General features: G+C 74.1%; 22 protein-coding genes. 7 read left to right on the top strand and 15 right to left on the bottom strand.

Translation table 11 applies throughout. The features are described 5' to 3' along the window. Positions 1–12 precede the first annotated feature (12 nt). From BM237_RS20240 to BM237_RS20225, 4 genes are all read right to left on the bottom strand, one after another. Positions 13–1,278, bottom strand: coding sequence for an MAB_1171c family putative transporter (locus BM237_RS20240; RefSeq protein WP_175541077.1), 1,266 nt, complete (start codon positions 1,276–1,278; stop codon positions 13–15). Beyond that, positions 1,275–1,877: a M48 family metalloprotease gene (locus tag BM237_RS20235; protein ID WP_139238136.1), complete on the bottom strand. Its 603-nt coding sequence runs from the start codon at positions 1,875–1,877 to the stop codon at positions 1,275–1,277. The genes BM237_RS20240 and BM237_RS20235 overlap by 4 nt, the downstream gene beginning before the upstream one ends. A gap of 181 nt (positions 1,878–2,058) precedes the next feature. Continuing rightward, positions 2,059–2,835 carry an isocitrate lyase/PEP mutase family protein gene (locus BM237_RS20230; RefSeq protein ID WP_093851126.1) on the bottom strand — a complete coding sequence of 259 codons (777 nt, stop codon included), beginning with the start codon at positions 2,833–2,835 and terminating at the stop codon, positions 2,059–2,061. Further along, positions 2,832–3,326, bottom strand: coding sequence for a carboxymuconolactone decarboxylase family protein (locus tag BM237_RS20225; RefSeq protein WP_245793810.1), 495 nt, complete (start codon positions 3,324–3,326; stop codon positions 2,832–2,834). Before BM237_RS20225 ends, BM237_RS20230 begins: the two co-directional genes overlap by 4 nt. A 47-nt stretch (positions 3,327–3,373) precedes the next feature. Here BM237_RS20225 and pdxR point away from each other — a divergent pair, with 47 nt between their 5' ends. Next, on the top strand, positions 3,374–4,891 hold the full coding sequence (gene pdxR / locus BM237_RS20220) for a MocR-like pyridoxine biosynthesis transcription factor PdxR (protein WP_093851124.1): 1,518 nt from the start codon (positions 3,374–3,376) through the stop codon (positions 4,889–4,891). A gap of 37 nt (positions 4,892–4,928) precedes the next feature. Here pdxR and rocD read toward each other — a convergent pair whose 3' ends face one another. Beyond that, complete coding sequence (gene rocD / locus BM237_RS20215; RefSeq protein ID WP_093851123.1) at positions 4,929–6,212, bottom strand: ornithine--oxo-acid transaminase; 1,284 nt, start codon at positions 6,210–6,212, stop codon at positions 4,929–4,931. A 260-nt stretch (positions 6,213–6,472) separates the two neighbouring features. Between rocD and trpS the strand changes: the two genes are divergently transcribed. Next, positions 6,473–7,486 carry a tryptophan--tRNA ligase gene (gene trpS, locus BM237_RS20210; protein WP_093851184.1) on the top strand — a complete coding sequence of 338 codons (1,014 nt, stop codon included), beginning with the start codon at positions 6,473–6,475 and terminating at the stop codon, positions 7,484–7,486. Positions 7,487–7,542: 56 nt separating this feature from the next. Continuing rightward, positions 7,543–8,127 carry a 2'-5' RNA ligase family protein gene (locus tag BM237_RS20205; RefSeq protein WP_093851122.1) on the top strand — a complete coding sequence of 195 codons (585 nt, stop codon included), beginning with the start codon at positions 7,543–7,545 and terminating at the stop codon, positions 8,125–8,127. 85 nt (positions 8,128–8,212) lie between these two features. On the opposite strand, the gene BM237_RS20200 is transcribed toward BM237_RS20205, so the two are convergent. Beyond that, positions 8,213–9,793, bottom strand: a complete 1,581-nt coding sequence (locus BM237_RS20200; RefSeq protein ID WP_245793808.1) for a D-alanyl-D-alanine carboxypeptidase family protein — start codon at positions 9,791–9,793, stop codon at positions 8,213–8,215. A 111-nt stretch (positions 9,794–9,904) separates the two neighbouring features. Here BM237_RS20200 and BM237_RS20195 point away from each other — a divergent pair, with 111 nt between their 5' ends. From BM237_RS20195 to BM237_RS20185, 3 genes are all read left to right on the top strand, one after another. Continuing rightward, the gene (locus BM237_RS20195; RefSeq protein ID WP_093851121.1) at positions 9,905–10,165 is read left to right on the top strand and encodes an SCO4848 family membrane protein; all 261 of its coding nucleotides are present in this window, start codon (positions 9,905–9,907) and stop codon (positions 10,163–10,165) included. Between the two features lie 57 nt (positions 10,166–10,222). After that, positions 10,223–11,617, top strand: coding sequence for a metallophosphoesterase (locus tag BM237_RS20190; RefSeq protein WP_093851182.1), 1,395 nt, complete (start codon positions 10,223–10,225; stop codon positions 11,615–11,617). An 82-nt stretch (positions 11,618–11,699) separates the two neighbouring features. Continuing rightward, entirely contained in the window at positions 11,700–12,062 is a 363-nt protein-coding gene (locus BM237_RS20185; RefSeq protein WP_093851120.1) for a hypothetical protein, read from the top strand. 102 nt (positions 12,063–12,164) lie between these two features. Here BM237_RS20185 and BM237_RS20180 read toward each other — a convergent pair whose 3' ends face one another. The 5 genes from BM237_RS20180 to BM237_RS20160 form a co-directional block, all read right to left on the bottom strand. Further along, positions 12,165–12,935: a succinate dehydrogenase iron-sulfur subunit gene (locus BM237_RS20180; RefSeq protein ID WP_093851119.1), complete on the bottom strand. Its 771-nt coding sequence runs from the start codon at positions 12,933–12,935 to the stop codon at positions 12,165–12,167. Further along, on the bottom strand, positions 12,935–14,689 hold the full coding sequence (sdhA, locus tag BM237_RS20175; RefSeq protein WP_093851118.1) for a succinate dehydrogenase flavoprotein subunit: 1,755 nt from the start codon (positions 14,687–14,689) through the stop codon (positions 12,935–12,937). Before sdhA ends, BM237_RS20180 begins: the two co-directional genes overlap by 1 nt. 24 nt (positions 14,690–14,713) lie before the next feature. After that, on the bottom strand, positions 14,714–15,148 hold the full coding sequence (locus tag BM237_RS20170; RefSeq protein ID WP_093851117.1) for a succinate dehydrogenase hydrophobic membrane anchor subunit: 435 nt from the start codon (positions 15,146–15,148) through the stop codon (positions 14,714–14,716). A 4-nt stretch (positions 15,149–15,152) separates the two neighbouring features. Beyond that, positions 15,153–15,533, bottom strand: coding sequence for a succinate dehydrogenase, cytochrome b556 subunit (gene sdhC, locus BM237_RS20165; RefSeq protein ID WP_093851116.1), 381 nt, complete (start codon positions 15,531–15,533; stop codon positions 15,153–15,155). A gap of 136 nt (positions 15,534–15,669) precedes the next feature. Then, a complete protein-coding gene (locus BM237_RS20160; protein WP_093851115.1) occupies positions 15,670–16,314 on the bottom strand; it encodes a 2-oxo-4-hydroxy-4-carboxy-5-ureidoimidazoline decarboxylase in 645 nt (214 codons plus the stop codon). A 242-nt stretch (positions 16,315–16,556) separates the two neighbouring features. Here BM237_RS20160 and BM237_RS20155 point away from each other — a divergent pair, with 242 nt between their 5' ends. Then, on the top strand, positions 16,557–18,185 hold the full coding sequence (locus BM237_RS20155) for a beta-N-acetylhexosaminidase (RefSeq protein ID WP_093851114.1): 1,629 nt from the start codon (positions 16,557–16,559) through the stop codon (positions 18,183–18,185). A gap of 55 nt (positions 18,186–18,240) precedes the next feature. Here the strand turns inward: BM237_RS20155 and BM237_RS20150 are convergent, their stop codons facing one another. The 4 genes from BM237_RS20150 to BM237_RS20135 are packed head-to-tail and all read right to left on the bottom strand — an operon-like array spanning position 18,241 to position 23,840. Then, positions 18,241–19,155, bottom strand: a complete 915-nt coding sequence (locus BM237_RS20150) for an ABC transporter permease (protein WP_093851113.1) — start codon at positions 19,153–19,155, stop codon at positions 18,241–18,243. Next, a complete protein-coding gene (locus BM237_RS20145; protein ID WP_093851112.1) occupies positions 19,152–21,971 on the bottom strand; it encodes a CocE/NonD family hydrolase in 2,820 nt (939 codons plus the stop codon). Before BM237_RS20145 ends, BM237_RS20150 begins: the two co-directional genes overlap by 4 nt. 52 nt (positions 21,972–22,023) lie before the next feature. Then, positions 22,024–23,214 carry a hypothetical protein gene (locus BM237_RS20140; RefSeq protein WP_139238135.1) on the bottom strand — a complete coding sequence of 397 codons (1,191 nt, stop codon included), beginning with the start codon at positions 23,212–23,214 and terminating at the stop codon, positions 22,024–22,026. After that, on the bottom strand, positions 23,211–23,840 hold the full coding sequence (locus BM237_RS20135) for an RNA polymerase sigma factor (protein ID WP_093851110.1): 630 nt from the start codon (positions 23,838–23,840) through the stop codon (positions 23,211–23,213). The genes BM237_RS20140 and BM237_RS20135 overlap by 4 nt, the downstream gene beginning before the upstream one ends. Positions 23,841–23,949: the final 109 nt, after the last annotated feature.

Raw genomic sequence — 23,949 nt, 5'->3', positions numbered from 1 at the left:
CAGGGGCAGGGATCAGGAGTGATCGCTTCCCCGCGGTGCTGCGGCCCGTTCGGATGCCGCCTGTTCGGAGGCCGCCCGTTCGGCTGCGGTCCGTTCTGCCGCGGCCCGTGAGGCGGCCGGGCGGGCGGCGGGGAGCCGGGCGAAGGCCCTGGCCACCTCGGACAGCCAGGCCACCTCCTGCGCGAAGCCGCCCGAGCTGCCGGAGCCGCCCCGGTGTTCGGCCGGCGGGGGCGGTGCGGCGGGCAGGGAGGGCGGGGGGTCCGCCGGGGCCCCGGCCCGCGCGTCGAGGGCGGACCTCAGCAGCCGGGCCTCGTCGGCGGGGGAGCCCCGTTCCGTGCCGCGCGGCAGGTGCGGGCCCAGGGCGTGGCAGCCGTCGAGGATCTCGATGACGCGCCGGTGGAGCCGGTAGTCGAGGCCGGCCGGCGGGAGCAGGTCCAGCGGCCGCCTGGGCGGCGGTTCGAGCGCGATCGCCGGCACCGCCTCGTACAGGGCCCACCACAGGGGGCGCAGTCGCAGGTAGGAGCGGTAGCCGCGCAGCCGGCCGGAGAGGGCGGGCCCCCAGGACGGCACCGTCCAGCCGAACACCTGCAGCAGTGCCCCCACGCTCCCGGCCAGCCAGTACGCGGGCTCCCAGGCGCTCATGTCGTGGCCGAGCTGGGTGCCGGTGATCTGGGTGTAGCGGATGGCGCAGTAGAGCAGGATGAGCGAGGCGCCGGCGGTGACCGTCCACATGCCCGCGCGCAGCCAGGTGCGGCGGGCGATGCGCGCGTAGCGGTAGGACAGCCGTACGGCCCCGACCTGCCCCACCGCGCAGACGGTGATGTAGAGGAGCAGGTATCCCGCGTAGTCGCGGTCCCGCATGTTGCTCAGCAGGGTGCCCTCGGCGGAGGCGGTCTGCCGGTAGGGCTCCACGACGAAGAACAGCACGACCAGGACCGCCAGCGCGGCGGAGAACGCCAGCACGCGCCGCCTCGCCAGGACCGCCGCCCGCTCGGGCGGATGCGACCAGTGGACCAGTACGACCTGCTGGGCGGCCGTCAGCACGACCACGGCGGCCTGCGTCAGGAGTGTGGTGAGGTTCGGGTAGCCGAACAGGCGGGAGACGTCGTCGCGCAGCCAGTTGAGGTCGATGAGGAAGCTGATCCCGGAGCACAGGAAGTAGATCTCCAGGGCCCACAGGGCCGGGTCGCCCCTGCGCCGCAGGAGTTCGGGGAGCTTGTAGCAGAACGCGGCCAGCCCGACGAGGGCGCACAGATGGGACAGGACGTCGTAGATCATCCGCGGCCGACGACGCTTTCCACGCGGGCCATCACGGTGGCCTCCTCGGGCGGCAGGGCGTCGGCTTCCTCCGGGTCGGGGGCGGCCCTGCGGCGGGCGTGCGCCAGGATGAGCGACGCCATCATCTCGGCCTCCTGCTCGGCCCTGTCGTCGTAGGCGGAGCGCTTCAGCGACCTGCGGACGAGGTCCGGATCGGCCTCCGGGAAGAGATGCGCCGGCACGGCCGGCCCGGGGAGCGCGCCGAAGTCGTGCTCGCAGATGATGTGGGAGAGTTCGTGGGCGATGATGTGCTCCTGGTGGGGCCTGCTGGTGTTCGCCCGGTAGACGATGACGTCCGTGTCCGGCAGGGCGATCCACAGACCGTGGAGCAGCGGCTCCTCCAGCTCCATCGGGACGAGGCGGATGGTGCGCCCGCGCCGGCGGCCCACCTGTTCGCAGACGGCCGTGATGCCCTCGGCGTCCATGACGCCCGCGGTGTCCGCGGCGTCGCCGTGACCGGAGACGACGCCGATCTCGGCGAGGCGTCTTTCGCAGGCGCGCTGCATCTCCCGGAAACGGGCACGGCGGCGGCCCGGTAAGCGCAGGGGGGACGCTGCCACCGATGTGTCCTTTCCGGCGCCTTCCGCACCGCGCGGCGTCGCCTTCGGGGTCCTGGAGGGGACGGCGCCGTGGGGCGGTCGGCGGGTGTCGGTTCTCGGCGCCTCCTGAGAGATCGTCACCAACCGCCGGGGCGTGCGCAACCCACTGCCGCGATTGCGGCACGGCCGCCGGCAAGTTGGCTCAAAGACGACCCCGGCCGCCGTGCAGTCCGGCCGCCAGTTCCGCGACGGCGGCGGCGGCGCGGTCGTGGAGCGAGCCGCCGAAGGTGACGCGGGAGGCGCCCAGGGCGCCCAGTTCGGCGGGGGAGGGGGAGCCGGGGCGGCACAGGGCGTTGACCGGGGCGCCGATCCGCGCGGCCAGCACCGGCAGATGGTCCGGGGGCGCGGCGATGGGGAAGACGCACTCGGCGCCCGCCGCCGCGTACAGCCGCCCGCGCTCCACCGCGGCCGCCGACGGGTCGTCCGCGCCGCGCAGATAGGTGTCGATCCGGGCGTTGACCAGAAGCCGTCCGTCCGCCGCCGCGCACACCGCGGCCAGCCGCTCCGCCTGGCGCCCCGGATCGGCCAACCCCCGTGCGGCCGGTTCGGAGTCCTCCAGGTTGCAGCCGACCGCCCCGGCCTCCAGCAGCCGCTCGGCGATCTCCCGCGGGGCCAGCCCGTAGCCCCGCTCGATGTCGGCGGTGACGGGGACGTCCACCGCGCGGACGATCCGGGCGACGGCCGCGAACATCTCGCCGGGCGGGGTGTCCTCGCCGTCGGCGTACCCCAGGGTGGCGGCCACCGCGCTGCTGGAGGTGGCCAGCGCGGGGAAGCCCGCGTCGGCGAAGGCGCGGGCGCTCACCGCGTCCCAGACATTGGGCAGGACCAGGGGCGCGTCGCCGTGGTGGAGGGCGCGGAAGGCGCCCACCGCGCCCACCGCGCCCACCGCGTCCCCCGCGCCCCGGGCGCGGGTGGTCACCGTCCGCTCTTGTCCCTGAGCGAGCCCGGGACGGCGCGGGTGGCCACCTGGAAGCGGTTCCAGGCGTTGATGGAGACGATCTGCGAGATCAGGTGGGCCAGTTCGGTCTCCTCGAAGTTCTTCGCCGCCCGCTCGTAGACCTCGTCCGGAACGTAGTGCCCCTGCGGTGTGCCGCCGTCCAGCCGGGTGACCGCCTCGGTGAGGGCGAGGGCGGCCTGCTCCTTGTCGGTGTAGAGGCCCTGGGCCTCCTCCCAGGCGTCGAGCAGGTCCAGCTTGAGCCGGGGGATGTCCATCTTGCGGGCGTCGGTCAGGTGCATGTCGATGCAGAAGGCGCACTTGTTGAGCTGCGAGGCGCGGATCTTGACCAGTTCGGCGATGACCGGGTCCAGCCCCTTCGACGCCGCTGCCTCGAAGGCGGCCATCCCCTTGTACACCTCGGGGACGAGCTTCCAGAGGTTCATGCGCGGGCCGTGTTCGTGAACTGTCGTCATGGTGACGACCCTAGGCGGGCGGTAGCCCAGGGGTATGGTCCACTTCCATGCGGGAATCCTGGGCCAATCCGGCCGGTGGCCCGGCCGGCGGGGGCGTCGGCGGGGCCGTCGGCGCCGGCAGCGACCTCCATCTGGACCTCGGCGGGCCGGGGGGCCTGCGCGCCTGTCTGATGCGCGCCCTGCGCGACGCCGTCCGCACCGGCCGCCTCGCCCCCGGCACCCGGCTGCCCTCCTCCCGTTCGCTCGCCGCCGACCTGGGCGTCGCCCGCAACACCGTGGCCGACGCGTACGCCGAACTCGTCGCCGAGGGATGGCTGACGGCCCGCCAGGGCTCGGGCACCCGCGTCGCGCCGCGCGCCGAACCGGCCGCGCCGACCGCGCCGGCCGGTCCGCCGGGCGCACGTCCCACCGCCCCGCGTCGGCCCCCGGGCCCCGCGGCCCCCGCCCGTACGCCCCCGCGGATCCTCCACGACCTGCGCTCCGGGCGGCCGGACGTCTCCGCCTTCCCCCGCGCCGCCTGGCTCACCTCCGCCCGCCGCGCACTGACCGCCGCCCCCAGCGCGGCCCTCGGCTACGACGACCCGCGCGGCCGGCCCGAGCTGCGCCGCGCGCTGGCCGGATACCTCTCCCGCGCGCGGGGCGTGCGCGCCGACCCCGAACGGATCGTGGTCTGCGCCGGGTTCGCGCGCGGGCTGGCGCTGCTGGGGGAGGTGCTGGGCACCACGGTGGCGGTGGAGTCGTACGGCCTGTGGATCCACCGCGACCTGCTGACCCGCGCCGGGGCGCGCACCGTGCCGCTGCCGGTGGACGACCGCGGCGCCGACGTGTCCGCCCTGTACACCGCCGGGGCGCGCGCCGCCCTCCTCACCCCCGCCCACCAGTACCCCACCGGCGTCCCCCTCCACCCCGACCGGCGTACGGCCGCCGTCGACTGGGCGCGGGCCACCGGGGGAGTGGTCCTGGAGGACGACTACGACGGCGAGTTCCGCTACGACCGCCGGCCCGTCGGCGTGCTCCAGGACCTCGATCCGGAACGGGTGGTCTACCTCGGCACCACCAGCAAGAGCCTGGCGCCGGGGCTGCGGCTGGGCTGGATGGTGGTGCCCGAGGCGCTGCTCGGCCCCGTCCTGGCCGTCCGCCGCGAGACGGCCGAGACCTGCGGCGTCCTCGACCAGCTCACCCTCGCCGACTTCCTGGCCTCGGGGGCGTACGACCGGCATGTGCGCGCCATGCGGCTGCGCTACCGGCGCCGGCGCGACCAGCTCGTGGCCGCGCTCGCCGAGCACGCTCCCGCGGTACGCGTCACGGGCATCGCGGCCGGGCTGCACGCCGTGCTGGAACTGCCGCCGGGCGCCGAGGAGCCGGTGCTGGAGGCGGCACGGCGGGCGGGGGTGGCCCTGGAGGGGCTGGCGCGCTTCCGCCACCCGGCCGCCCCGGAGCCCGGCCCCGGGTGCTCCGGCCCCGGCCGCGACGCGCTCGTCGTCGGCTACGGCACCCCGCCCGAGCACGGCTTCTCCCCGGCGGTGGAGGCGCTGTGCGCGGTGCTGCGCGGCGCCCTCGGATGACCCGCCGGGGGGCGCCGCGCGAACCCCGCGCCCGTACTCAGGCGCCCAGCACCGCGCCGAGCCGCTCCAGCCCCCAGTCCAGGTCCTCCTTGGAGATCACCAGCGGCGGGGCGATGCGGATCGTCGAGCCGTGGGTGTCCTTGACCAGGACGCCCCGCCCCATCAGCCGCTCGGAGATCTCCCGGCCCGTGCCCAGGGACGGGACGACGTCCACGCCCGCCCACAGCCCGCGCCCGCGCACCGCCTCGACCGCGCCGCCGCCCGCCAGCAGGCCCAGCTCGTGGTGGAGGTGCTCGCCCAGCTCGGCCGCCCGCTGCTGGAACTCGCCGGTCCGCAGCATCGCGACCACCTCCAGCGCCACCGCGCAGGCCAGCGGGTTGCCGCCGAACGTGGAGCCGTGCTCGCCGGGCCGGAAGACGCCCAGCACCTCAGCCGAGGAGACCACCGCCGAGACCGGCACGATGCCGCCGCCGAGGGCCTTGCCCAGCACGTACACGTCCGGCACCACGCCCTCGTGCTCGCATGCGAACGTCCGGCCCGTGCGGCCCAGGCCCGACTGGATCTCGTCCGCGACAAGCAGCACGTTCCGCTCGCGGGTCAGCTCGCGCACCCCCGCCAGATAGCCCGGCGGCGGCACCAGGACACCCGCCTCGCCCTGGATCGGCTCCAGCAGCACGGCGACGGTGTCGTCCGGGTTCTCGTCGAGCGCGGCCCGCATCGCCTCCAGGTCGCCGTAGGGGACGATGTCGAACCCCGGCGTGTAGGGGCCGTAGTCGGCACGCGCCTCGGGGTCGGTGGAGAAGCTGACGATCGTGGTGGTGCGGCCGTGGAAGTTGTTCTCCGCCACGATGATCCGTGCCCGCCCGTCGGGAACGCCCTTGACCCGGTAGCCCCACTTGCGGGCCGTCTTCACCGCCGTCTCCACGGCCTCCGCGCCGGTGTTCATCGGCAGCACCGCCTCCATGCCGCACAGCTCGGCCAGCTCCGTGCAGAAGGCGGCGAAGCGGTCGTGGTGGAAGGCGCGGGAGGTGAGGGTGAGCCGGTCCAGCTGCGCGTGGGCGGCGGCCAGCAGCCGGGGGTGGCCGTGGCCGAAGTTGAGCGCCGAGTAGCCGGCGAGCATGTCGAGGTAGCGCCGGCCCTCCACGTCGGTCATCCACGCCCCCTCGGCCGAGGAGACCACGACCGGCAGCGGGTGGTAGTTGTGCGCGCTGTGCGCGTCGGCGGCGGCGATCAGTTCGGCGGAGGCGGTACGCGCGGCGGGCGCGGCGGAGCCGGGAGAGGCGGTGGCTGGGGAGGCGGACGATTCTGCCGAGGTGGCCATGGAACGCTCCGTGTCGGGTGGGCGGAGTGGACGTGTGCACCGGCGATCGTGCGGCGGTCGCCGCGTGTGATGCCTATCTCTATCGTCGTACTCCCGCTTCGCACCGAAACCCTCCGGCGCGGCGCGTTCCGGTGCGCCGGCACGCCTGTACGGCCCATGTCCGGGAGCCGGGCCGGGGCCGAACCGGGGCCCGTGCCCGGCCCCGCACGGGAGGCGGAACACGGGTGATCCCGGCGGCGGCCCTCTGCGAGAATGGCGCCATGGCCACTGACCGTCCCCGTGTACTCTCCGGCATCCAGCCCACCGCGGGCTCCTTCCACCTCGGCAACTACCTCGGTGCCGTCCGCCAGTGGGTCGATCTGCAGGACACCCACGACGCGTTCTACGCCGTCGTGGACCTGCACGCCATCACCGTCCCGCAGGACCCGAAGGAGCTGCGCGCCTCCACCCGGCTGGCCGCCGCCCAGCTCCTGGCCGCGGGGCTCGACCCGGAGCGCTGCACCCTGTTCGTCCAGAGCCACGTGCCCGAGCACGCGCAGCTCGCCTGGGTGATGAACTGCCTCACCGGCTTCGGCGAGGCCTCCCGGATGACCCAGTTCAAGGACAAGAGCGCGCGGCAGGGCGCCGAGGGCACGACGGTCGGCCTGTTCACCTACCCCGTCCTCCAGGTCGCGGACATCCTGCTCTACCAGGCCGACAGCGTCCCCGTCGGCGAGGACCAGCGCCAGCACATCGAGCTGACCCGCGACGTCGCCGAGCGCTTCAACAGCCGCTACGGCCACACCTTCACCGTCCCCTCGGCCTTCATCCTCAAGGAGACGGCGAAGATCTACGACCTCCAGGAGCCGACGGTCAAGATGAGCAAGTCGGCGGCCTCCCCCAAGGGCGTGGTCAGCCTGCTGGACGAGCCGAAGACCTCCGCCAAGAAGATCAAGAGCGCGGTGACCGACACCGGGACCGAGATCCGCTACGACGAGAAGGACAAGCCCGGCGTCAGCAACCTGCTGGTGATCTACTCCACCCTCACCGGTACCGGGATCCCGGAACTGGAGCAGCAGTACGCGGGCAAGGGCTACGGTGCCCTCAAGACCGACCTGGCCGAGGTCGTCGCCGCCTGGGTGGCGCCCTTCCGGGAGCGCACCCAGGAATATCTGGACGACCCCGAGACGCTGGACTCGGTGCTGGCCAGGGGAGCGGAGAAGGCACGCGAGGTCGCGTCGCGGACCCTGGCCGCGGCGTACGAGAAGGTGGGCTTCGTACCCGCCAAGCACTGACGGCACCAGGCGGCCAGGGGGACAGGGAAACGGCAGGGACGAGGAAGGAGAAGCACGTGGGGACCGTCACGCTCGGTGTATCGATCGCGGTCCCGGAGCCCTACGGCAGCCTGCTCCAGCAGCGGCGCGCCGGCTTCGGTGACAGCGCGGCCCACGGCATCCCCACCCATGTGACCCTTCTGCCGCCGACCGAGGTGGACCCCGCGTGCCGCCCCGAGATCGAGGAGCACCTCGCCCAGGTGGCGGCGGCGGGACGGTCCTTCCCGATGAGGCTGTCGGGTACGGACACCTTCCGCCCGCTGTCTCCGGTGGTCTTCGTCCGGATCGTCGAGGGCTCCTCGGCCTGCGGATGGCTCCAGGAGCGGATCCGGGCCGAGGACGGCCCGCTCGCCCGCGATCTCCAGTTCCCGTACCACCCGCACGTCACGGTCGCCCACGGCATCGCCGAGGAGGCGATGGACCGGGCGTACGCGGAACTGGCCGACTTCGAGGCCGCCTGGACGGTGACGGGCTTCGCGCTGTACGAGCAGGGCGAGGACTGCGTGTGGCGGCTCCGCAGAGAGTTCTCCTTCGGCGGTTCCGCGCACCTGCCCCTGCCTCCGCAGCCGAACTTCTTCAGGCCTCCGGCCCCCTCGCTCTGACGCGCCCCGGCGCGCGGAACAGGGGGCCGGCCGCGGTCCTCCCGGACCGCGGTGCTACTCGGACTGCCTGGACTGTTCGGACTGCTCAGGGCGTCCCGGCGTCCTTCGCCGGGGGTGCCGGGGGCTCGGGGGGCGCGGTTCCGCCGGATCCGGCGGCCTTCCCGTCTCCGTCCCCACCCCCGTGCCCGTCCCCGTTCTCCGAGGCCTTCCCGGCGCCTCCGGAGGCGGAGGCGGCGCCTTCCGGCCTCCCGGGGGCCGGCGGCCTCGTCACGATTCTCTCCAGGGCACCGGGGTTCTCCGGGCTGCCCAGGACCGCCGGACCCTGCGGGCCGCGCCCCGGGCCGCGCGTACCGGCCATGCCCGGCAGCGGCCAGTGCCGGTGCACCCCGTACGCGCCCGCGCCGAGCGCGACCAGGAGCGACGCCACGATCATCAGGGCCGTACCGGCGCCGTCCGAAGCCCCGTGCGTCCTGGAAGCGGTGGGCGTGGTGGGCCCGGCGGGCTGCGGGTCGGCCCCGCCCGCCTGGTTGCCGGGCCTGTCGTCGGTGTTCTTGCCGAGCCCGTCCGACGCCCCCTCGGGCGGCACCAGCTCGCCCACGGGCTCGGTCTTCCCGGCCGCCTCGAAGCCCCAGTCCAGGAGGGCGGCGGTCTCCTTGTAGACGCTCAGGCCGCCCCCCTCGGGGTGCATGGCGGTCACCAGCAGCACCCGGTCGCCGCGCTGGGCGACGCCGGTGAAGGTGGACCCGGCGTTGGTGGTGTAGCCGTTCTTGACGCCCGCGATGCCCTCGTACGGCTCCAGGCCGGGGGCGCCGGTCAGCAGGCGGTTGGTGTTCTGGATCTCGAAGGTGCCGCGCTTCTTCTTCCCGTCCTTCCCCTTCTCCACGTCCCCGGGGAACCGGGCGCGGACGGTGGCCGCGTACTCGCGGAAGTCCGGCTTCTGCATCCCCGAGCGGGCGAACAGGGTGAGGTCGTAGGCGGAGGAGACGTGCCCCTCGGCGTCGTAGCCGTCGGGACTGACGACATGGGTGTCCGTCGCGCCGAGCCGTCCGGCGTGCTCGTTCATCTCGCGGACGGTCTTGTCCACGCCGCCGTTCAGCTCGGCCAGCGCGTGCACCGCGTCGTTGCCCGAGCGGAGGAAGACGCCCTTCCACAGGTCGTCGACCGTGTAGGTCAGGCCCTCCTTGAGGCCGACCATGCTGCTGCCCGGACCGACCCGGAGCAGTTCCTCCCGGGAGACGCGGTGGACCCGGTCCTTGTCGAACTTCGGGAGCAGGGTGTCGGCGAAGAGCATCTTGATGGTGCTGGCCGGGGCGAGCGGCCAGTGCGCGTTCTTCGCCGCCAGCACGTCGCCGGTCTCGGCGTCCGCGACGATCCACGCGCGTGAGGTGATCGAGTCGGGCAGTCCGGGGGCGCCGGCCCCGGCCCGGGGTTCTATCTGGACACCGGGCAGGCCCAGGCGTTCCCCGCCGACGGCGGACATCCGCGAGGGCGGGGAGGGCTCCTTGGGCTTGTCCGACACGGCGTCCGACACGGCGTCCGACACGGCGTGCGCCGCGGTCGGAGTGCCCGTGAGGAGGCACGGCAGGAGCAGGGCGGTGGCGGCGGTGAGGCCGCGGGCGCTGCGCACTCGGCGCGCGCGGGCGATTACGCGGTGAGTCTTCGACACGGAGTGAACGTATCGGCTCGGCGACGGAGAGGAACCTCCGAGAGGACCATCGCGGTGGCGGGAGACGCCCCTGCCAGTGATTCCGTTGGGCCGATAGACATACTTGTAGGTGTGAAACTCTCTCGCCCCGTCTCATGGTTCCTGCTCGCCTTCGGAGGGTGGAGCTGGTTCGTGTGGACCAACTTCACCAGGAACCTGTGGAAGGACAGCGGTGGCCTGGCGTTCGACGACGCAGGCGACCCGACCACGTACTTCTGGATCCACCTGGTGCTGGCCGTGGTCTCGCTGGTGCTGGGCACGGCCATCGGGATCATCGGCCTGCGCGGTCTGCGGGCGCTGCGCGCCTCACACGACGGCCGAAGGAACGCATGACGGCCGCCGGTACGTTCGGCTGAGGACAGACAATCGGGCAGGGGAGTGGAACAGGGCATGGCCGTGGTGTTCGTGGGCGTCCTGGTGCTGGTGATCGCCATCCTGGCGGCGGTGCACTGGTATCTGTGGCGGCGTCTGGTGCGCGACGTGGCGGCGCGCGGCACCTGGTACAGACGGGTGGGCACGCCCCTGCTCGTCCTGCTGCCGCTGATCACCGTCGCGGCGCAGATCGCCGGACGGGCGGACGTGCCCTTCCTGCTGAAGCAGATCCTCGCCTGGCCGGGCCTCCTCTGGCTCGCCATGGTGCTCTACCTGACGCTGGCCCTCATCGCCGGTGAGGCGGTGCGGCCGCTGCTGCGCCGCTGGCTGGAGCGGCGGGAGGCGCGGCGGGCGGCCGGCGGGAGCGGTGTTGCAGAAGGCGCCGCGGGCGCCTCCTCCGCCACCACCGCCACCACCACCGCCACCACCACCGCCACCTCCTCCTCCGCCACCGCGCCCGCGTCCGCCGAGGAGGGCGCGGGCGGCGGCGCCCCGGCCGGGACGGTGTGCACGGCCGTCGCGGACCGCGACGGCGCGGACCCCGGTCCCGAGGCCGGTCCCGAAACGGGTGAGCGCCCGCCGGCCGGTCCGTCGCGCCGGCTGTTCGTGGCCCGCACCGTGGCCGCCGCAGCGGGCGTCGCGGCGGCCGGGACGGTCGGCTACGGCACCTACGGCGTGATGCGCGGCCCGAAGCTCAAGCGCGTCACCGTCCCCTTGGCCAAGCTGCCCCGCGCCGCCCACGGCTACCGCATCGCCGTCGTCAGCGACATCCACCTCGGTCCCGTCCTGGGCCGCGCCCACACCCAGCGGATCGTGGACACCATCAACCGGGCCGACGCCGACATGGTCGCCGTCGTCGGCGACCTGGTGGACGGCAGCGTCGCCGAGCTCGGCAGCGCCGCCGAGCCGCTGTCGCGGCTCCGCTCGCGCGACGGCTCGTACTTCGTCACCGGCAACCACGAGTACTTCGGCGACGCGGGCGAGTGGGTCGACCACGTCCGCGAGCTGGGCCTTCAGCCGCTGGAGAACGCCCGCCGCGAGCTGCGCCACTTCGACCTGGCCGGCGTCAACGACCTCGCGGGCGAGGCCGAGGGCGAGGGCCCGGACTTCGCACGGGCGCTGGACGACCGCGACACCTCCCGCGCGGTGGTCCTCATGGCCCACCAGCCGGTCATGATCCACGACGCGGTGGACCACGGCGTCGACCTCCAGCTCTCCGGCCACACCCACGGCGGCCAGATGTGGCCCGGCAACCACCTCGCCGGCCTGGCCAACCCCACCCTCGCCGGCCTGGAGCGCTACGGCGACACCCAGCTCTACGTCACCCGCGGCGCGGGCGCCTGGGGCCCGCCGGTGCGCGTGGGCGCCGAATCCGACATCACCGTCGTCGAACTCGCCTCCAGGCAGGCCTGAGCCGCCCAGGTCCGGAACTCCGCCCCCTTTCTGAGTACGAGGACGCATGCCGTGCCCCGGGAGGGCCGTTAGCGTCCACCGCATGAACGCTGGCACCGTTTCCCCATCGCCCTCCCCGGCTCCCGGCCATCCCAGGCGCACCGCGGCCGACCGGGCCGCGTCGGCCGGGCTCGCGGTGACGGTGCTGGTGGCGGGCTTCTTCACGGGAGTGATCGGGCCGCTGATCGCCATCGCCTGCGGCTCCTGCCAGGACGGCGTACGCGGCCCCCTGCGCTTCGACGCCGCCCTGATCGCCGTCGCGCAGTACGCGGTGCCGCTGGTGACCCTGGGGACAGTGGCCGGGGTGTTCGCGTCCCGGAGGTGCGGCCGGGTGGCCGGCGCCGGCCTGGGAGTGCTTGCGGCCCTGCTGGTCACGATGCTGGTCCTCGGCCGTTTCACGGCCTGACCGGCAGGGGCCGTGCGCACGACGAAGGCGCCCGGCCGGGTCTCCCCGGCCGGGCGCCTCCGTGCCCCGGTCCGCCCGTGGCGGGCGGACCGGAGGGGGATGTCAGTAGCGGCGTGTGATCAGCGCGCGCTTGACCTCCTGGATGGCCTTGGTGATCTCGATGCCGCGCGGGCAGGCCTCCGTGCAGTTGAAGGTGGTGCGGCAGCGCCAGACGCCCTCGCGGTCGTTGAGGATCTCCAGACGCTGCTCACCGCCCTCGTCGCGGGAGTCGAAGATGAAGCGGTGCGCGTTGACGATCGCCGCCGGGCCGAAGTACTGGCCGTCGTTCCAGAACACCGGGCACGAGGAGGTGCACGCGGCGCACAGGATGCACTTGGTGGTGTCGTCGAAGCGCTCGCGGTCCTCGGCCGACTGCAGGCGCTCGCGGGTCGGCTCGTTGCCCTTGGTGATCAGGAAGGGCATCACGTCCCGGTAGGCCTGGAAGAACGGCTCCATGTCGACCACCAGGTCCTTTTGGACCGTGAGCCCCTTTATCGGCTCGATGGTGATCGGCTTGTCCGGGTTGATGTCCTTGATCAGCGTCTTGCACGCCAGCCGGTTGCGGCCGTTGATACGCATCGCGTCGGAGCCGCAGATGCCGTGCGCGCAGGAGCGCCGGAAGGTCAGCGTGCCGTCGATCTCCCACTTGATCTTGTGGAGGGCGTCCAGGACGCGCTCCTTGGGGTCGATCTCCAGCTCGAAGTCCTGCCAGGTGACCTCGTCGGAGACCTCCGGGTTGAACCGGCGGATCCGGAAGGTCGCGGTGATGTAGGGGGAGTCCCCGGCCGTGCCGCCGGCACCGGCCTGGGACTTCTCCATGACGGGAGTGGCCATCAGTACTTACGCTCCATCGGCTGGTAGCGGGTCTGCACGACCGGCTTGTAGTCCAGCCGGATCGACTCGGTGCCGTCGTCGCCCACCTCGCGGTACGCCATGGTGTGGCGCATGAAGTTGACGTCGTCGCGGTTGGGGTAGTCCTCGCGGTAGTGGCCGCCGCGGGACTCCTTGCGGGCCAGCGCGGAGACGGCCGTCACCTCGGCCAGGTCGAGCAGGTTGCCCAGCTCGATGGCCTCCAGCAGGTCGGTGTTGAACCGCTTGCCCTTGTCCTGGACCGACACGCTCCGGTACCGCTTGCGCAGGGAGGCGATCTCCTCGACGGCCTCCTTGAGCGTCTGCTCGGTGCGGAAGACCATGACGTTCTTGTCCATGGTCTCCTGGAGCGCCTTGCGGATCTCGGTGACCCGCTCGCTGCCCTCCGAGGAACGCAGCGCCTCGACCTGGCCCTGGACGAACGCGGCCGGGTCCTCCGGCAGGTCCACGTAGTCGGCGGTCGCGGCGTACTCGGCGGCGGCGACGCCCGCCCGGCGGCCGAAGACGTTGATGTCCAGCAGCGAGTTGGTGCCCAGGCGGTTGGCGCCGTGCACGGACACGCAGGCGACCTCGCCGGCCGCGTACAGGCCCGGCACCACCGTGGTGTTGTCGGCCAGCACCTCGCCCTGGACGTTGGTCGGGATGCCGCCCATCGCGTAGTGCGCGGTCGGCTGGATCGGGATCGGGTCGGTGTACGGCTCGATGCCCAGGTAGGTGCGCGCGAACTCGGTGATGTCCGGCAGCTTGGCGTCGAGCTGCTCCGGCGGCAGGTGGGTGAGGTCGAGGTAGACGTGGTCGCCCTCGGGGCCGCAGCCGCGGCCCTCGCGGATCTCGGTGTAGATCGAGCGGGAGACGACGTCGCGCGAGGCGAGGTCCTTCATGACGGGCGCGTACTTCTCCATGAAGCGCTCGCCGTCCTTGTTGCGCAGGATGCCGCCCTCGCCGCGGGCGCCCTCGGTGAGCAGGATGCCCATGCGCCAGATGCCGGTCGGGTGGAACTGGAAGAACTCCATGTCCTCCAGCGGCAGGCCCCGGCGGAACGCGGCGGCCTGGCCGTCGCCGGTCAGGGTGTGCGCGTTGGAGGAGACCTTGAAGAACTTGCCGTTCCCGCCCGAGGCGAAGACGACGGCCTTGGCCTGGAAGACGTGGATCTCGCCGGTGGCCAGCTCGTAGGCGACGACGCCCGCGGTGCGCTTGACCCCGTCGACCTCGCTCATCAGCAGGTCCAGGACGTAGAACTCGTTGTAGAACTCCACGCCCTCCTTGACGCAGTTCTGGTACAGCGTCTGGAGGATCATGTGGCCGGTGCGGTCCGCGGCGTAGCAGGACCGGCGTACCGGGGCCTCGCCGTGGTTGCGGGAGTGGCCGCCGAAGCGGCGCTGGTCGATGGTGCCGTCCGGGGTCCGGTTGAACGGCAGGCCCATCTTCTCCAGGTCGAGGACGGCGTCGATGGCCTCCTTCGCCAGGATCTCGGCGGCGTCCTGGTCGACCAGGTAGTCACCGCCCTTGACCGTGTCGAAGGTGTGCCACTCCCAGTTGTCCTCCTCGACGTTCGCGAGGGCCGCGGCCATGCCGCCCTGGGCCGCGCCGGTGTGGGAGCGGGTGGGGTAGAGCTTGGTCAGCACCGCGGTGCGGCTGCGCTTGGTCGCCTCGATGGCGGCGCGCATCCCGGCGCCGCCGGCGCCGACGATGACGGTGTCGTACTTGTGGGTCTTCATGATGAAAGCGCCTCAGCCCCGGCTCTAGCGGATGTTCGGGTCGAAGGTGAAGATCACCAGCGTGCCCAGCAGGACGGTGAACACCGTGGCGGTGTACAGCAGCATCTTCAGCCAGAAGCGGGTGCCGTCACGCTCGGCGTAGTCGTTGATGATGGTCCGCAGACCGTTGGCGCCGTGGAGCATCGCCAGCCACAGCATCAGCAGGTCCCAGGTCATCCAGAAGGGCGAGGCCCAGCGACCGGCGACGAAGGCGAAGTTGATCTTGCTGACGCCGCCGTCCAGGACGAGCTGGATCAGCAGGTGGCCGATCACCAGCACGACCAGCACGATGCCGGACAGCCGCATGAACAGCCAGGCGTGCATCTCGAAGTTGCCGGGCGTGAACTTCTTGGCCGTCCGGCCGGTGCGGGCGCGGGGCGGCTCGATGACGGGGGCGGGGTTGTCTACGTCGTAGGCCATGTCGTCAGCTCCCGAACAGCTCGCTCACGGCGTGCCCGAGGACCGGGTACAGCGCCCCGGCCATCAGCACGATCCAGATGCCCATGACGGTCCACAGCATCTGGCGCTGGTACTTGGTGCCCTTCGACCAGAAGTCGACGGCGACGACCCGAAGGCCGTTGAGCGCGTGGAAGAGGATGGCGGCCACGAGGCCGTACTCCAGCAGCGCGACGATGGGCGTCTTGTAGACCGCCACGGTGTCGTCGTAGGCCTCCGGGGAGACGCGGACGAGCGACGTGTCCAGGACGTGCACGAACAGGAAGAAGAAGATGAGGACGCCGGTGACTCGGTGAGCCACCCAGGACCACATGCCTTCCCGGCCGCGGTACAGCGTTCCAGCCGGCACGGAAATACCCTCCGGGAGCGGTTTACGGGGCCGGCCGGCTTCGGTGTCGGTCTGGCCCGGCCGGGTACGGTCCACCGGCCGATGGCCATGGTAACGACGTCCTGTCGGTACGGTTCCTCCGGGGGGTCAGATGTGATCAATCAGGCACGGACGGGCTAGGAGCCCGACCGGGGGACGTGGTACCGGCCGGAGCCGGTACGGAGGCGCCCGGCCCGGCGGGGCGGGGCGGCTGCCGGGGCCGGCCCGGGGGCGTCCCCTCCCGGGCCAGCCGCAGCAGCCGGCCGCGCGCGATGCGGCGCAGTTCCTCGGCGGCCACGGTGCGCTCCTGTTCGGCCTCGTTGCCCAGCCGGGTGCGGATCGCGGTGAGGACGTGGCCGAGCGCCTCCTCCTCGCACACCCCGTCCACGCACAGCACGAAGGCGTGGCCGAAGCGGCTCTCGTACGCGGCGTGGGCGGCGCGCAGGGCGGTGTGCGCGGCGAGCGCGCCGGGGCCGGTGATGGCGATGTGCCGCCCGCCGTACAGCGGGCCGCCCGGCCCGGCTCCGGCGGCGGGCTCCCCGGTCAGGGCCTCGGCCAGATCCTCGTCGGTGAGGTCGTAGCTGGCCTCGTCGGCGGCGGCGAGCAGCGCCCCGATGTCCGGGTAGGGGCGGTGGGCGGCGATGCTCTCCGCCCACCGCCGGCTGCCGCAGCAGGCGAGCAGGGCGCCTCGGAGGTCGGCGGGGGAGGCGTTGTTGAGGCGGTGGAGCGGCGTTGCCTCGCTTCGCTGAGGGGGCAGGCGCATGGGCTCCTCGGGCGCGGGGAGACGTCAGGGACGTCGCGGGACACGGGAGTGCGGGTGGCGGGGTCGGCCGGAGCGGCCGGAGCGGCCGGAGCGGCCGGGTTGAACGTGTGACGGAGGATGACGTCACGGTAACGATAAGTGGGAGGAGTCGGTCGGCGGGAAGATTCCTTTCACCCGGACGAGACGAGTTCCGGGCGCATGATTGACGGGCGAGGACTGGAAAGGGGCAATACGGTCACCCCATGGGACGCAGGCGCAGACGCAATCCCCGCAGGAAGGCCGCCGCCGTCGCGGTCGTGGCCGGGGCGGCCGCCGCCGTCACGGCCGTCACCCTCCTCGTGCTGCCGGACGGCGCGGGGGACGGCGGCGGAGAGCCGGGCGAGGGCGCCCGGAGGACCCCCGACGTACCGGCCGTCACCCTGCCCGCCGCCCCCGCCACCGTCCCCGCCGTACGCCGGTGGGAACCCGAGCCCGGCATCGGCTGGCAGCCCGCCCCCGGCACCCGCGTCGTGGCCGACCCCGGCGGCCCGCTCGCCGACGAGGCCGAACTGCTCGCCGGGGAGCTGGACGTGGAGCACTCCGGCGGACCGGCCGGGCCCGGCGACATCGAGCTGAGACTGGACTCCGCCGATTCCGACAAGGGGTACGGAGGCCGCGAGGGCTACGTGCTGAGGGCCGACACCGGCCGGGTCACCGTCACCGGCCGCACCGACGCCGGCGTCTTCCACGGCACCCGCACCCTCCTGCAGGCCCTCCGCGGCGGCGGCTCGATCCCCCGCGGCACCATCCGCGACTGGCCCGACCGCCCGCAGCGCGGCTTCATGCTCGACATCGCCCGCAAGCACTTCAGCGCCCGGTGGATCGAGGACCGCATCCGCGAGATGGGCGACCTCAAGCTCAACCAGCTCCAGCTCCACCTCTCCGACGACCAGGCCTTCCGGGTGGAGAGCGACTCCCACCCCGAGGTCGTCTCCGACCCCCACCTCACCAAGGACGAACTGCGCCGGATCGTCGAGCTGGCCAACTCCCGGCACATCACCGTCATCCCCGAGATCGACTCGCCCGGCCACCTCGGCGCGGTGCTCGACGCCCACCCCGAACTCCGGCTCCGTGACGCCGACGGCGATCCGGCGCCCGGCGCGATCGACATCTCCGACCCGCGCTCGGCACGCCTGGTGGACGACCTGCTGCGTGAGTACGCCCCCCTCTTCCGCGACCAGACGGGCCCCGGCCCCTACTGGCACCTGGGCGGTGACGAGTACCGGGCACTGATGCGCTCCGACCCCGAGGCCGCCTACCCCGAGCTGGCCGAGACCGCCCGCCGCGAGCACGGCCCCCGGGCCCGGGTGCGGGACCTGGCGGCGGCCTGGCTCAACGACCGCGCCGAGACCGTGCGGAAGGCGGGCTTCACACCGCAGGTGTGGAACGACGGGCAGCACGCCGGCGGGGTCGTCGAACCGAGCCGCCCCAGGCAGGTCGCCTACTGGACGGGCAAGGAGATCGGCGCCCGGCCACCCGGGGAGTACCTGCGCGAGGGCTGGGAGGTGGTCAACCTCAACGACGAGTACCTCTACTACGTCCTCGGCGAGCCCAACGAGTTCACCTATCCGACCGGGGAGCGGATCTACGAGGAGTGGACCCCGGCGGTACTGCGCGGCACCGAGCCGGAACCGGCGGAGCTGACCGGGCCGGACCGTGTGGTGGGCGGGAGGCTGGCCGTCTGGTGCGACCTGTCGGGCGCGCAGACGACGGCCGAGGTCGCCCGGGGCGTGCGCATGCCGCTGCGGGCCGTGGCGCAGAAGCTGTGGGACCCCTCCCCGCCCGCCCTGGAGTGGGAGGACTTCCGGGCCCTGTCGGACCGGGTGACGTAGGGGAGGACATAGGGGAGGGGGCCCGTGCGGCTCGGGAGACGGCTCGGGAGACGGATCAGGAAACGATGTCCTTGGTGCGGAAGTGGCGGAAGGCCAGCGCGAACAGCACCAGCGCGTACGCCACGGACACCGAGGCGCCCCGCAGCATCCCGCCCGTCTCCAGCTCCGGCTGGAAGACGTCCGCCCAGGCGAACTGCCAGTGCGCGGGCAGCAGCTCCCGCCAGTCGCCCAGCGCCGTGACCGCGTCCAGGATGTTGCCCACGATCGTCAGCCCGATCGCGCCGCCGACCGCGCCCAGCGGCGCGTCGGTGACCGTGGACAGCCAGAACGCCAGCCCGGCCGTCACCAGCTGGCCGACGAAGACGTACGCCACCGCCAACGCCAGCCGGCCCAGCGCCTCGTCCCGCGGCAGCGTGCCGCCGGTGGGCAGCTCCAGCGGACCCCAGCCGTACGCCGCCGAGCCCGCGGCCAGCGCCACCAGCGGCAGCAGCGCCATCGCCGCCGCGCTGAACGCCAGCGCCACCGCCAGCTTGCTCAGCAGCAGTCTTGAGCGCGGCACGGGGGCTGCCAGCAGATAGCGCAGCGAGGACCAGCTCGCCTCGGAGGCCACCGTGTCGCCGCAGAACAGCGCCACCGGCACCACCAGCAGGAAACCGGCCGAGACGAACAGCGCCATGGCGGCGAAGTTCAGCCCGGAGGCGGTGGCGGTGTCCATCAGGTTGATGCGCCGGCCGCCGCGCTCGGGCTCACCGCCGATCGCGAAGGCCGCGATCAGCACGAACGGCAGCGCGGCCAGCACCAGGCCGGTCACCAGGGTGCGGCGGCGCCGCAGCTGGCGCACCGCCTCCACCCGCAGCGGCAGGGTGTGCCGCGGGCGGTAGCCGGGCGCCGCGCCCGACGGGTCGGCCCCCGGCGGGCCCGGTGCGGGAGGGCCCGGTGCGGGAGGGGGAGTGGGGGCGGTGGCGGTCATCGGGACTCTCCTCCGATCAGGGTGAGGAAGGCGTCCTCCAGACGGCGGTGCGGCCCGGCGCGCTCCACCGGCACCTCCAGCCGCAGGAGCTCGGCCAGCAGCCGCGTGGTGGTGGCGCCGTCCAGCCGCACCAGCAGCCCCTCGTCGACGGCGACCGCCGAGCCCACACCGGGCAGGGCCGCCACCTTCTCCGGCAGCGCCTGGGGCACCGGGCCCCGCACCCCGACGAGCACGGTGTCGCCGGAGCCGGTGATCTCCTCCACCGGACCCGCCCGCACCAGCTCGCCGCGGTCCATGACCACCAGATGCGTGCAGGTCTGCTCGACCTCGGCCAGCAGATGGCTGGAGACGATCACGGTACGGCCGGCCGCCGCGTAGCGGATCATCACGTCCCGCATCTCCCGGATCTGCGGCGGGTCCAGGCCGTTGGTCGGCTCGTCCAGGATCAGCAGGTCCGGCAGGCCCAGCATGGCCTGGGCGATCGCCAGCCGCTGCCGCATGCCCTGCGAATAGGTGCGCACCGCGCGCTCCAGGGCGTCGCCGAGCCCGGCGATCTCCAGCGCCTCCTCGGTGTGCGCGTCCCCCTCGGGACGGCCGGTGGCCCGCCAGTACAGCTCCAGATTGGCGCGGCCCGACAGATGCGGCAGGAAGCCCGCGCCCTCGACGAACGCGCCGACCCGCGACAGCACGGGCGCGCCCGGGCGGATCACATGGCCGAAGACCCTGATCCCACCGCTGTCGGGGGTGATCAGGCCCATCAGCATCCGCAGAGTGGTGGTCTTGCCCGCGCCGTTGGGGCCGAGCAGACCGAGCACCTGGCCGCGCTCCACCCGGAAGGACAGATCGCGCACCGCGTAGCGGTCGGCCGAGCCCGCGTACCGCTTGGACAGGCCGGTGATCTCCAGCGGGACGTCCTCGCGCGCGGGGCCCGCCTGCGGGGCGGCGGCGGGCGCGGCGGCGGGCTCGGTGGAGGCGCCGGGTGCGCCGGGTGTGCCGGGTTCGGCGGGCGCGGGCGGTGCGGCGGATGCGGCCGGCGCGGTCCTGCGGCGGCGTCCGGTCAGCAGCAGCACCGCCGCCGCGGCCGCGCCGGCCGACGGCATGCCCCACACCCACCACGGGGTGCCGGCCGCCTCGACGGCCAGGCCGGGCGCGGTCGGCACGCTCAGCCCGTCCTCCGCGAGGGAGACGGTGTAGGCGGCGGGCTCGACCGGCGACGCGTAGGCCAGATCGGTGGCGGAGAACACCACCCGCATACGGTGCCCGGCCTCGAAACGGTGGTCTATCGCCGGCAGCCGCACCTCCACCCCCCGGCCCTCCCCGGCCCCGGTGACCCGCAGCGGCGCCACGAGCTGGGAGGGCAGCACCTGGCGTCCGTCGGGGCCCACGTCGTAGACCTTGGCGAACAGCACGGCCTCCCCGGACGTGGACGCGACCCTCACCCGCACCGAGGGCGCGCCGGTGACCTGGACGGCCTCGGCCAGCGGGGCCGACTCGAAGCGGGCGTGCTGGCCGGGGTAGTCCACCGACAGGCCGATCCCCAGGTCCGACAGCCCCCCGCCCGCGGCGCTCAGACCGGGGACGGCGGAGACGGCGGGCGGGCCGCCGCCCGCCGGGTTGGCGAAGGTCTGCTCGCGCCCCCGCAGCTCCACCGTCCGGCCGCCGGAGGACAGGCCGGGGTAGCGCTCGGCGGTGGCGGCCCGCAGCCGTGTCTCGCCGTCGGTGGTGTCCATGCCGCCGGTGCGGGTGACGCGGAACGCCGGGCCGGTGTCCACCCCCTTCTCGTCCCTGAGATGGCGGTCGAACCAGGCGCGGGTGCGGTCGTCCAGCCGCTCGTCCTCGGACGGGCCGCCGTCGTGGCCGCCCGCGATCCACTCCACCGCCACCGGCGCGCCGTTGGCGCGGATCGCCTTCGCCATGGCGTCGGCGTGGCCGAGCGGGAAGAGGGAGTCGGAGCGGCCCTGGACGATCAGCGCCGGTACGTCGATCCGGTCGGCGACCGCCACCGGACTGCGCTCGCGCAGCAGCTCGCGTGCCTCCCGGTCCGGTTTCCCGGCGACGGCGACCCGCTCGTACATCTCGCACAGCTCCGTGGTGAACCGGCCGCAGCCCGCCCGCTCGGAGACCGGGCCGGCGGTGGGAGCGCCACTGCCCGCGACGGTGGAGCCGGTAGTGAAGAAGATCCCGGTCCACAGTTCCTTGAAGACGCCGTCCGGGAAGAGGGCCTGGGACAGGTCCCAGTAGGTGATGCGCGGGGCGACGGCGTCGACCCGTTCGTCGTACCCGGCGGCCAGCAGCGAGACCGCGCCGCCGTAGGAGGCGCCCGCCACGCCCACCCGGGGATCGCCCTCGCCGTCGAGACGGACCTCGGGCCGCTTCGCCAGCCAGTCGATCAGGGCGCTGACGTCGGCGACCTCGCGGTCGGGGTCGTTCATCCCGATCCGGCCGGTGGAGGCGCCGAAGCCGCGGGCCGACCAGGTCAGCACCGCGTAGCCGGAGCGGGCCAGCTCCTCGGCCCGGCCGCGCAGATCGGCCTTGCTGCCGCCGAAGCCGTGGCCCAGCAGGACCGCGGGGCGGCGGGCGCCGGGGTCGCCGGCGGTGAAGTAGGAGGTGTCGATCCGGACGGTGTCCCCACCGTTCCCGCCGTCCCCGCCGCCACCGTCGTCCGGCGATGCGGGCAGGGTGAGCCTCTGCTCGGTGTGGCGTACGGCGGGAGCGTCGTCCGGGAGGGCCGCCCACACACCGCCCCCCACGAGGACGGCGACGGCGGCGGCCGCCGCGACCAGCCGTCCGCGGGGCCTGGGCAGTCGGAGATCCATGGCCCGACCCTACGGGGTGCCCCGCCCGGCGAACGGAGCGCCCCGGGCGCGGTCAGCGGACGGTGTCCCCCGGCGGGGCGGGCGCGGGGCGGCCCGCGGGGGCGCCGCGGTCCCGCGCGGCTTCGGCCCGGGTACCGCCGGCTCCGTCCCCGGCTCCGTTTTCGCGGCCCGGGCCGCCGGTGCCGCCGCTGTTGCCGGGGCTCCCGGCGTCCCGGCCGCCGCTTCCCCCGCTGCTGCCGGGGCCGCCGCCGGGGCGCTCGCCGCTCCGGCCGGTGTCGCCCCGGCCGTTGGCGCCGCCGGCGTTCCCGATGCCCGGGGCGCCGTCGGCGTTCCCGTTGCCGCTGCCGGGGTTCCGGGGGTTGGCGTTCTCCCGGCCGCTGCCGGTCTCGCCGTTGTCGCCGGTGGCCCGGTCGGTCCGGTCCGGGACGTCCGGCGTCGCGCCGTTCCCGCCCGGGTTCCCGCCGCCGTCGCCGTTCCCGTCGCCCCGGCCGCCGTCGGCGGGCGAGGGCCGCGCCGCCGGGCCCTCCAGGACCGCGGCGCAGTACGCGTCGACCCGGTCGCGTCCGCCCGCGGCGGCGGCCAGTGACCTCAGTCCGGCACCGTCCGGGCCGCCCTCACCGCCGTGGTCCCGCTGCTGGGCCCGGCACAGCGCGACGATCCGCGGCGACGCCTCGGAGGGCGGTACGGCACCGGGCCCGAAACCGTCGTGGTGCGGCCGGGCCGGACCGGCCTCCCCGGTCGTGGGGGCCTTCGGGGACGCGGGGAGGGGAGGAGCGGAGGCGGTGTCCGGCGCCCGGGAGGCTCCGGGCGCGCCGCCGGGGCCGCCCCCGGGCAGGAACGGGACCCCGCCGGAGGCCACCGCCACCCCGCTGCCGAGGACGGCGGCCGCGACCACGCCGAGCGCCCCCGTACGCGTCCGGCCCAGACGCCGTGTCAGCCGGGCGAGGCGGCCCCGCAGGCCGGCCGCCGCCGAAGAGGCGTCGGCCGCCCGCTCGTCGCGGGCCGTCCGGAAGGCGGCCAGGGCCTCCTCCTCGCCCTTGAGCACACCGGATCCCGCCGACGGCACCGCCGGTACCGCGGCGCCGAGCACGGCCGCGAGGGCGCGCAGGCCGTCGTCCGACGGCGGATCACCGGAGCCCCGGGGAACGGGGCCGGACCGGGAGCCCTCCGCGATCAGACGGCGCAGCGCGGCCTCGGTCACAGGGGTGCCGCCTTCCTCCCCGTCCCGCATCGGGTCGTTCACCTCCGTACCGCCGTTGCCTCGGGCCGTTCCACCATCCGGGCCAGTTTCCTCAGACCGCGTGACAGCGCCATCGCCACCGCCCCCGGCCGCTTGCCGAGGATCTCGGCCGTGCTCTTCGTGTCCAGGTCCAGAACCACTCTCAGAAGTACCGCCTCGGCCTGCGAAACGGGCAGAGTGCCGATGAGGGAGACGATCTCACGTGTCGACAGCTCCGCCCCGGCCACTTCCGCGGTGTCCGGGGCGGCCTCCCCGCCGGGGGCGCCGGACGCGCGCGGCTCGGGCAGCTCGTCGGTCGGTACGGTGATCTCCTGTACCCGCCTCCTCCTGCGACGCAGGACGTCCCGGGCCCGGTTCCGTGTGACGGCGAGGGCGAAGCGGCGGAAGGAAGCGCCGTCCCCCTCGAAGCGCAGCACGTCCCGGGCTATCTGTAACCACGTCTCGGCCACGACGTCCTCCGCGTCCTGGCCGACGATGACGGCCGCGTAGCGCAGGAGTTCGGGATTGAGTCGGCGGTAGACGGCGCGGAAGGCGGCCTCGTCGCCCCGCCGCACACCGAGAACCGCAGCGTTCAGATCCCCGGGGTGCTCAGGGTGGAGCCGGTCGCCGCCATCCGCCGCATCACTCACGGACGGGATCCTTCCACGCTCCCGCGCGGCGCGTCGACACGGCGGTTCCACGCGGGCTGCGCCCGTGCGGATCCGGTGCGGGGCGAAGGCGAACACCCCCGCCCCGTCC

The organism is Streptomyces mangrovi (assembly GCF_900114215.1).
In the GTDB taxonomy this organism is placed as follows: domain Bacteria; phylum Actinomycetota; class Actinomycetes; order Streptomycetales; family Streptomycetaceae; genus Streptomyces; species Streptomyces barkulensis.
The sequence above is the reverse complement of the archived record's forward strand: the minus strand, read 5'-3'. Positions and strand labels throughout refer to the sequence as shown.

What these genes read in the sequence shown, in the direction of transcription:
- BM237_RS20170 (WP_093851117.1), bottom strand. Translation starts at nt 15,148, where the DNA reads ATGGCCTACGACGTAGACAACCCCGCCCCCGTCATCGAGCCGCCCCGC.
- BM237_RS20160 (WP_093851115.1), bottom strand. Translation starts at nt 16,314, where the DNA reads ATGCGCCTGCCCCCTCAGCGAAGCGAGGCAACGCCGCTCCACCGCCTC.
- trpS (WP_093851184.1), top strand. Translation starts at nt 6,473, where the DNA reads ATGGCCACTGACCGTCCCCGTGTACTCTCCGGCATCCAGCCCACCGCG.
- BM237_RS20145 (WP_093851112.1), bottom strand. Translation starts at nt 21,971, where the DNA reads ATGGATCTCCGACTGCCCAGGCCCCGCGGACGGCTGGTCGCGGCGGCC.
- BM237_RS20225 (WP_245793810.1), bottom strand. Translation starts at nt 3,326, where the DNA reads ATGACGACAGTTCACGAACACGGCCCGCGCATGAACCTCTGGAAGCTC.
- BM237_RS20150 (WP_093851113.1), bottom strand. Translation starts at nt 19,155, where the DNA reads ATGACCGCCACCGCCCCCACTCCCCCTCCCGCACCGGGCCCTCCCGCA.
- rocD (WP_093851123.1), bottom strand. Translation starts at nt 6,212, where the DNA reads ATGGCCACCTCGGCAGAATCGTCCGCCTCCCCAGCCACCGCCTCTCCC.
- BM237_RS20155 (WP_093851114.1), top strand. Translation starts at nt 16,557, where the DNA reads ATGGGACGCAGGCGCAGACGCAATCCCCGCAGGAAGGCCGCCGCCGTC.
- sdhA (WP_093851118.1), bottom strand. Translation starts at nt 14,689, where the DNA reads ATGAAGACCCACAAGTACGACACCGTCATCGTCGGCGCCGGCGGCGCC.
- BM237_RS20240 (WP_175541077.1), bottom strand. Translation starts at nt 1,278, where the DNA reads ATGATCTACGACGTCCTGTCCCATCTGTGCGCCCTCGTCGGGCTGGCC.
- BM237_RS20190 (WP_093851182.1), top strand. Translation starts at nt 10,223, where the DNA reads ATGGCCGTGGTGTTCGTGGGCGTCCTGGTGCTGGTGATCGCCATCCTG.
- pdxR (WP_093851124.1), top strand. Translation starts at nt 3,374, where the DNA reads ATGCGGGAATCCTGGGCCAATCCGGCCGGTGGCCCGGCCGGCGGGGGC.
- BM237_RS20180 (WP_093851119.1), bottom strand. Translation starts at nt 12,935, where the DNA reads ATGGCCACTCCCGTCATGGAGAAGTCCCAGGCCGGTGCCGGCGGCACG.
- BM237_RS20185 (WP_093851120.1), top strand. Translation starts at nt 11,700, where the DNA reads ATGAACGCTGGCACCGTTTCCCCATCGCCCTCCCCGGCTCCCGGCCAT.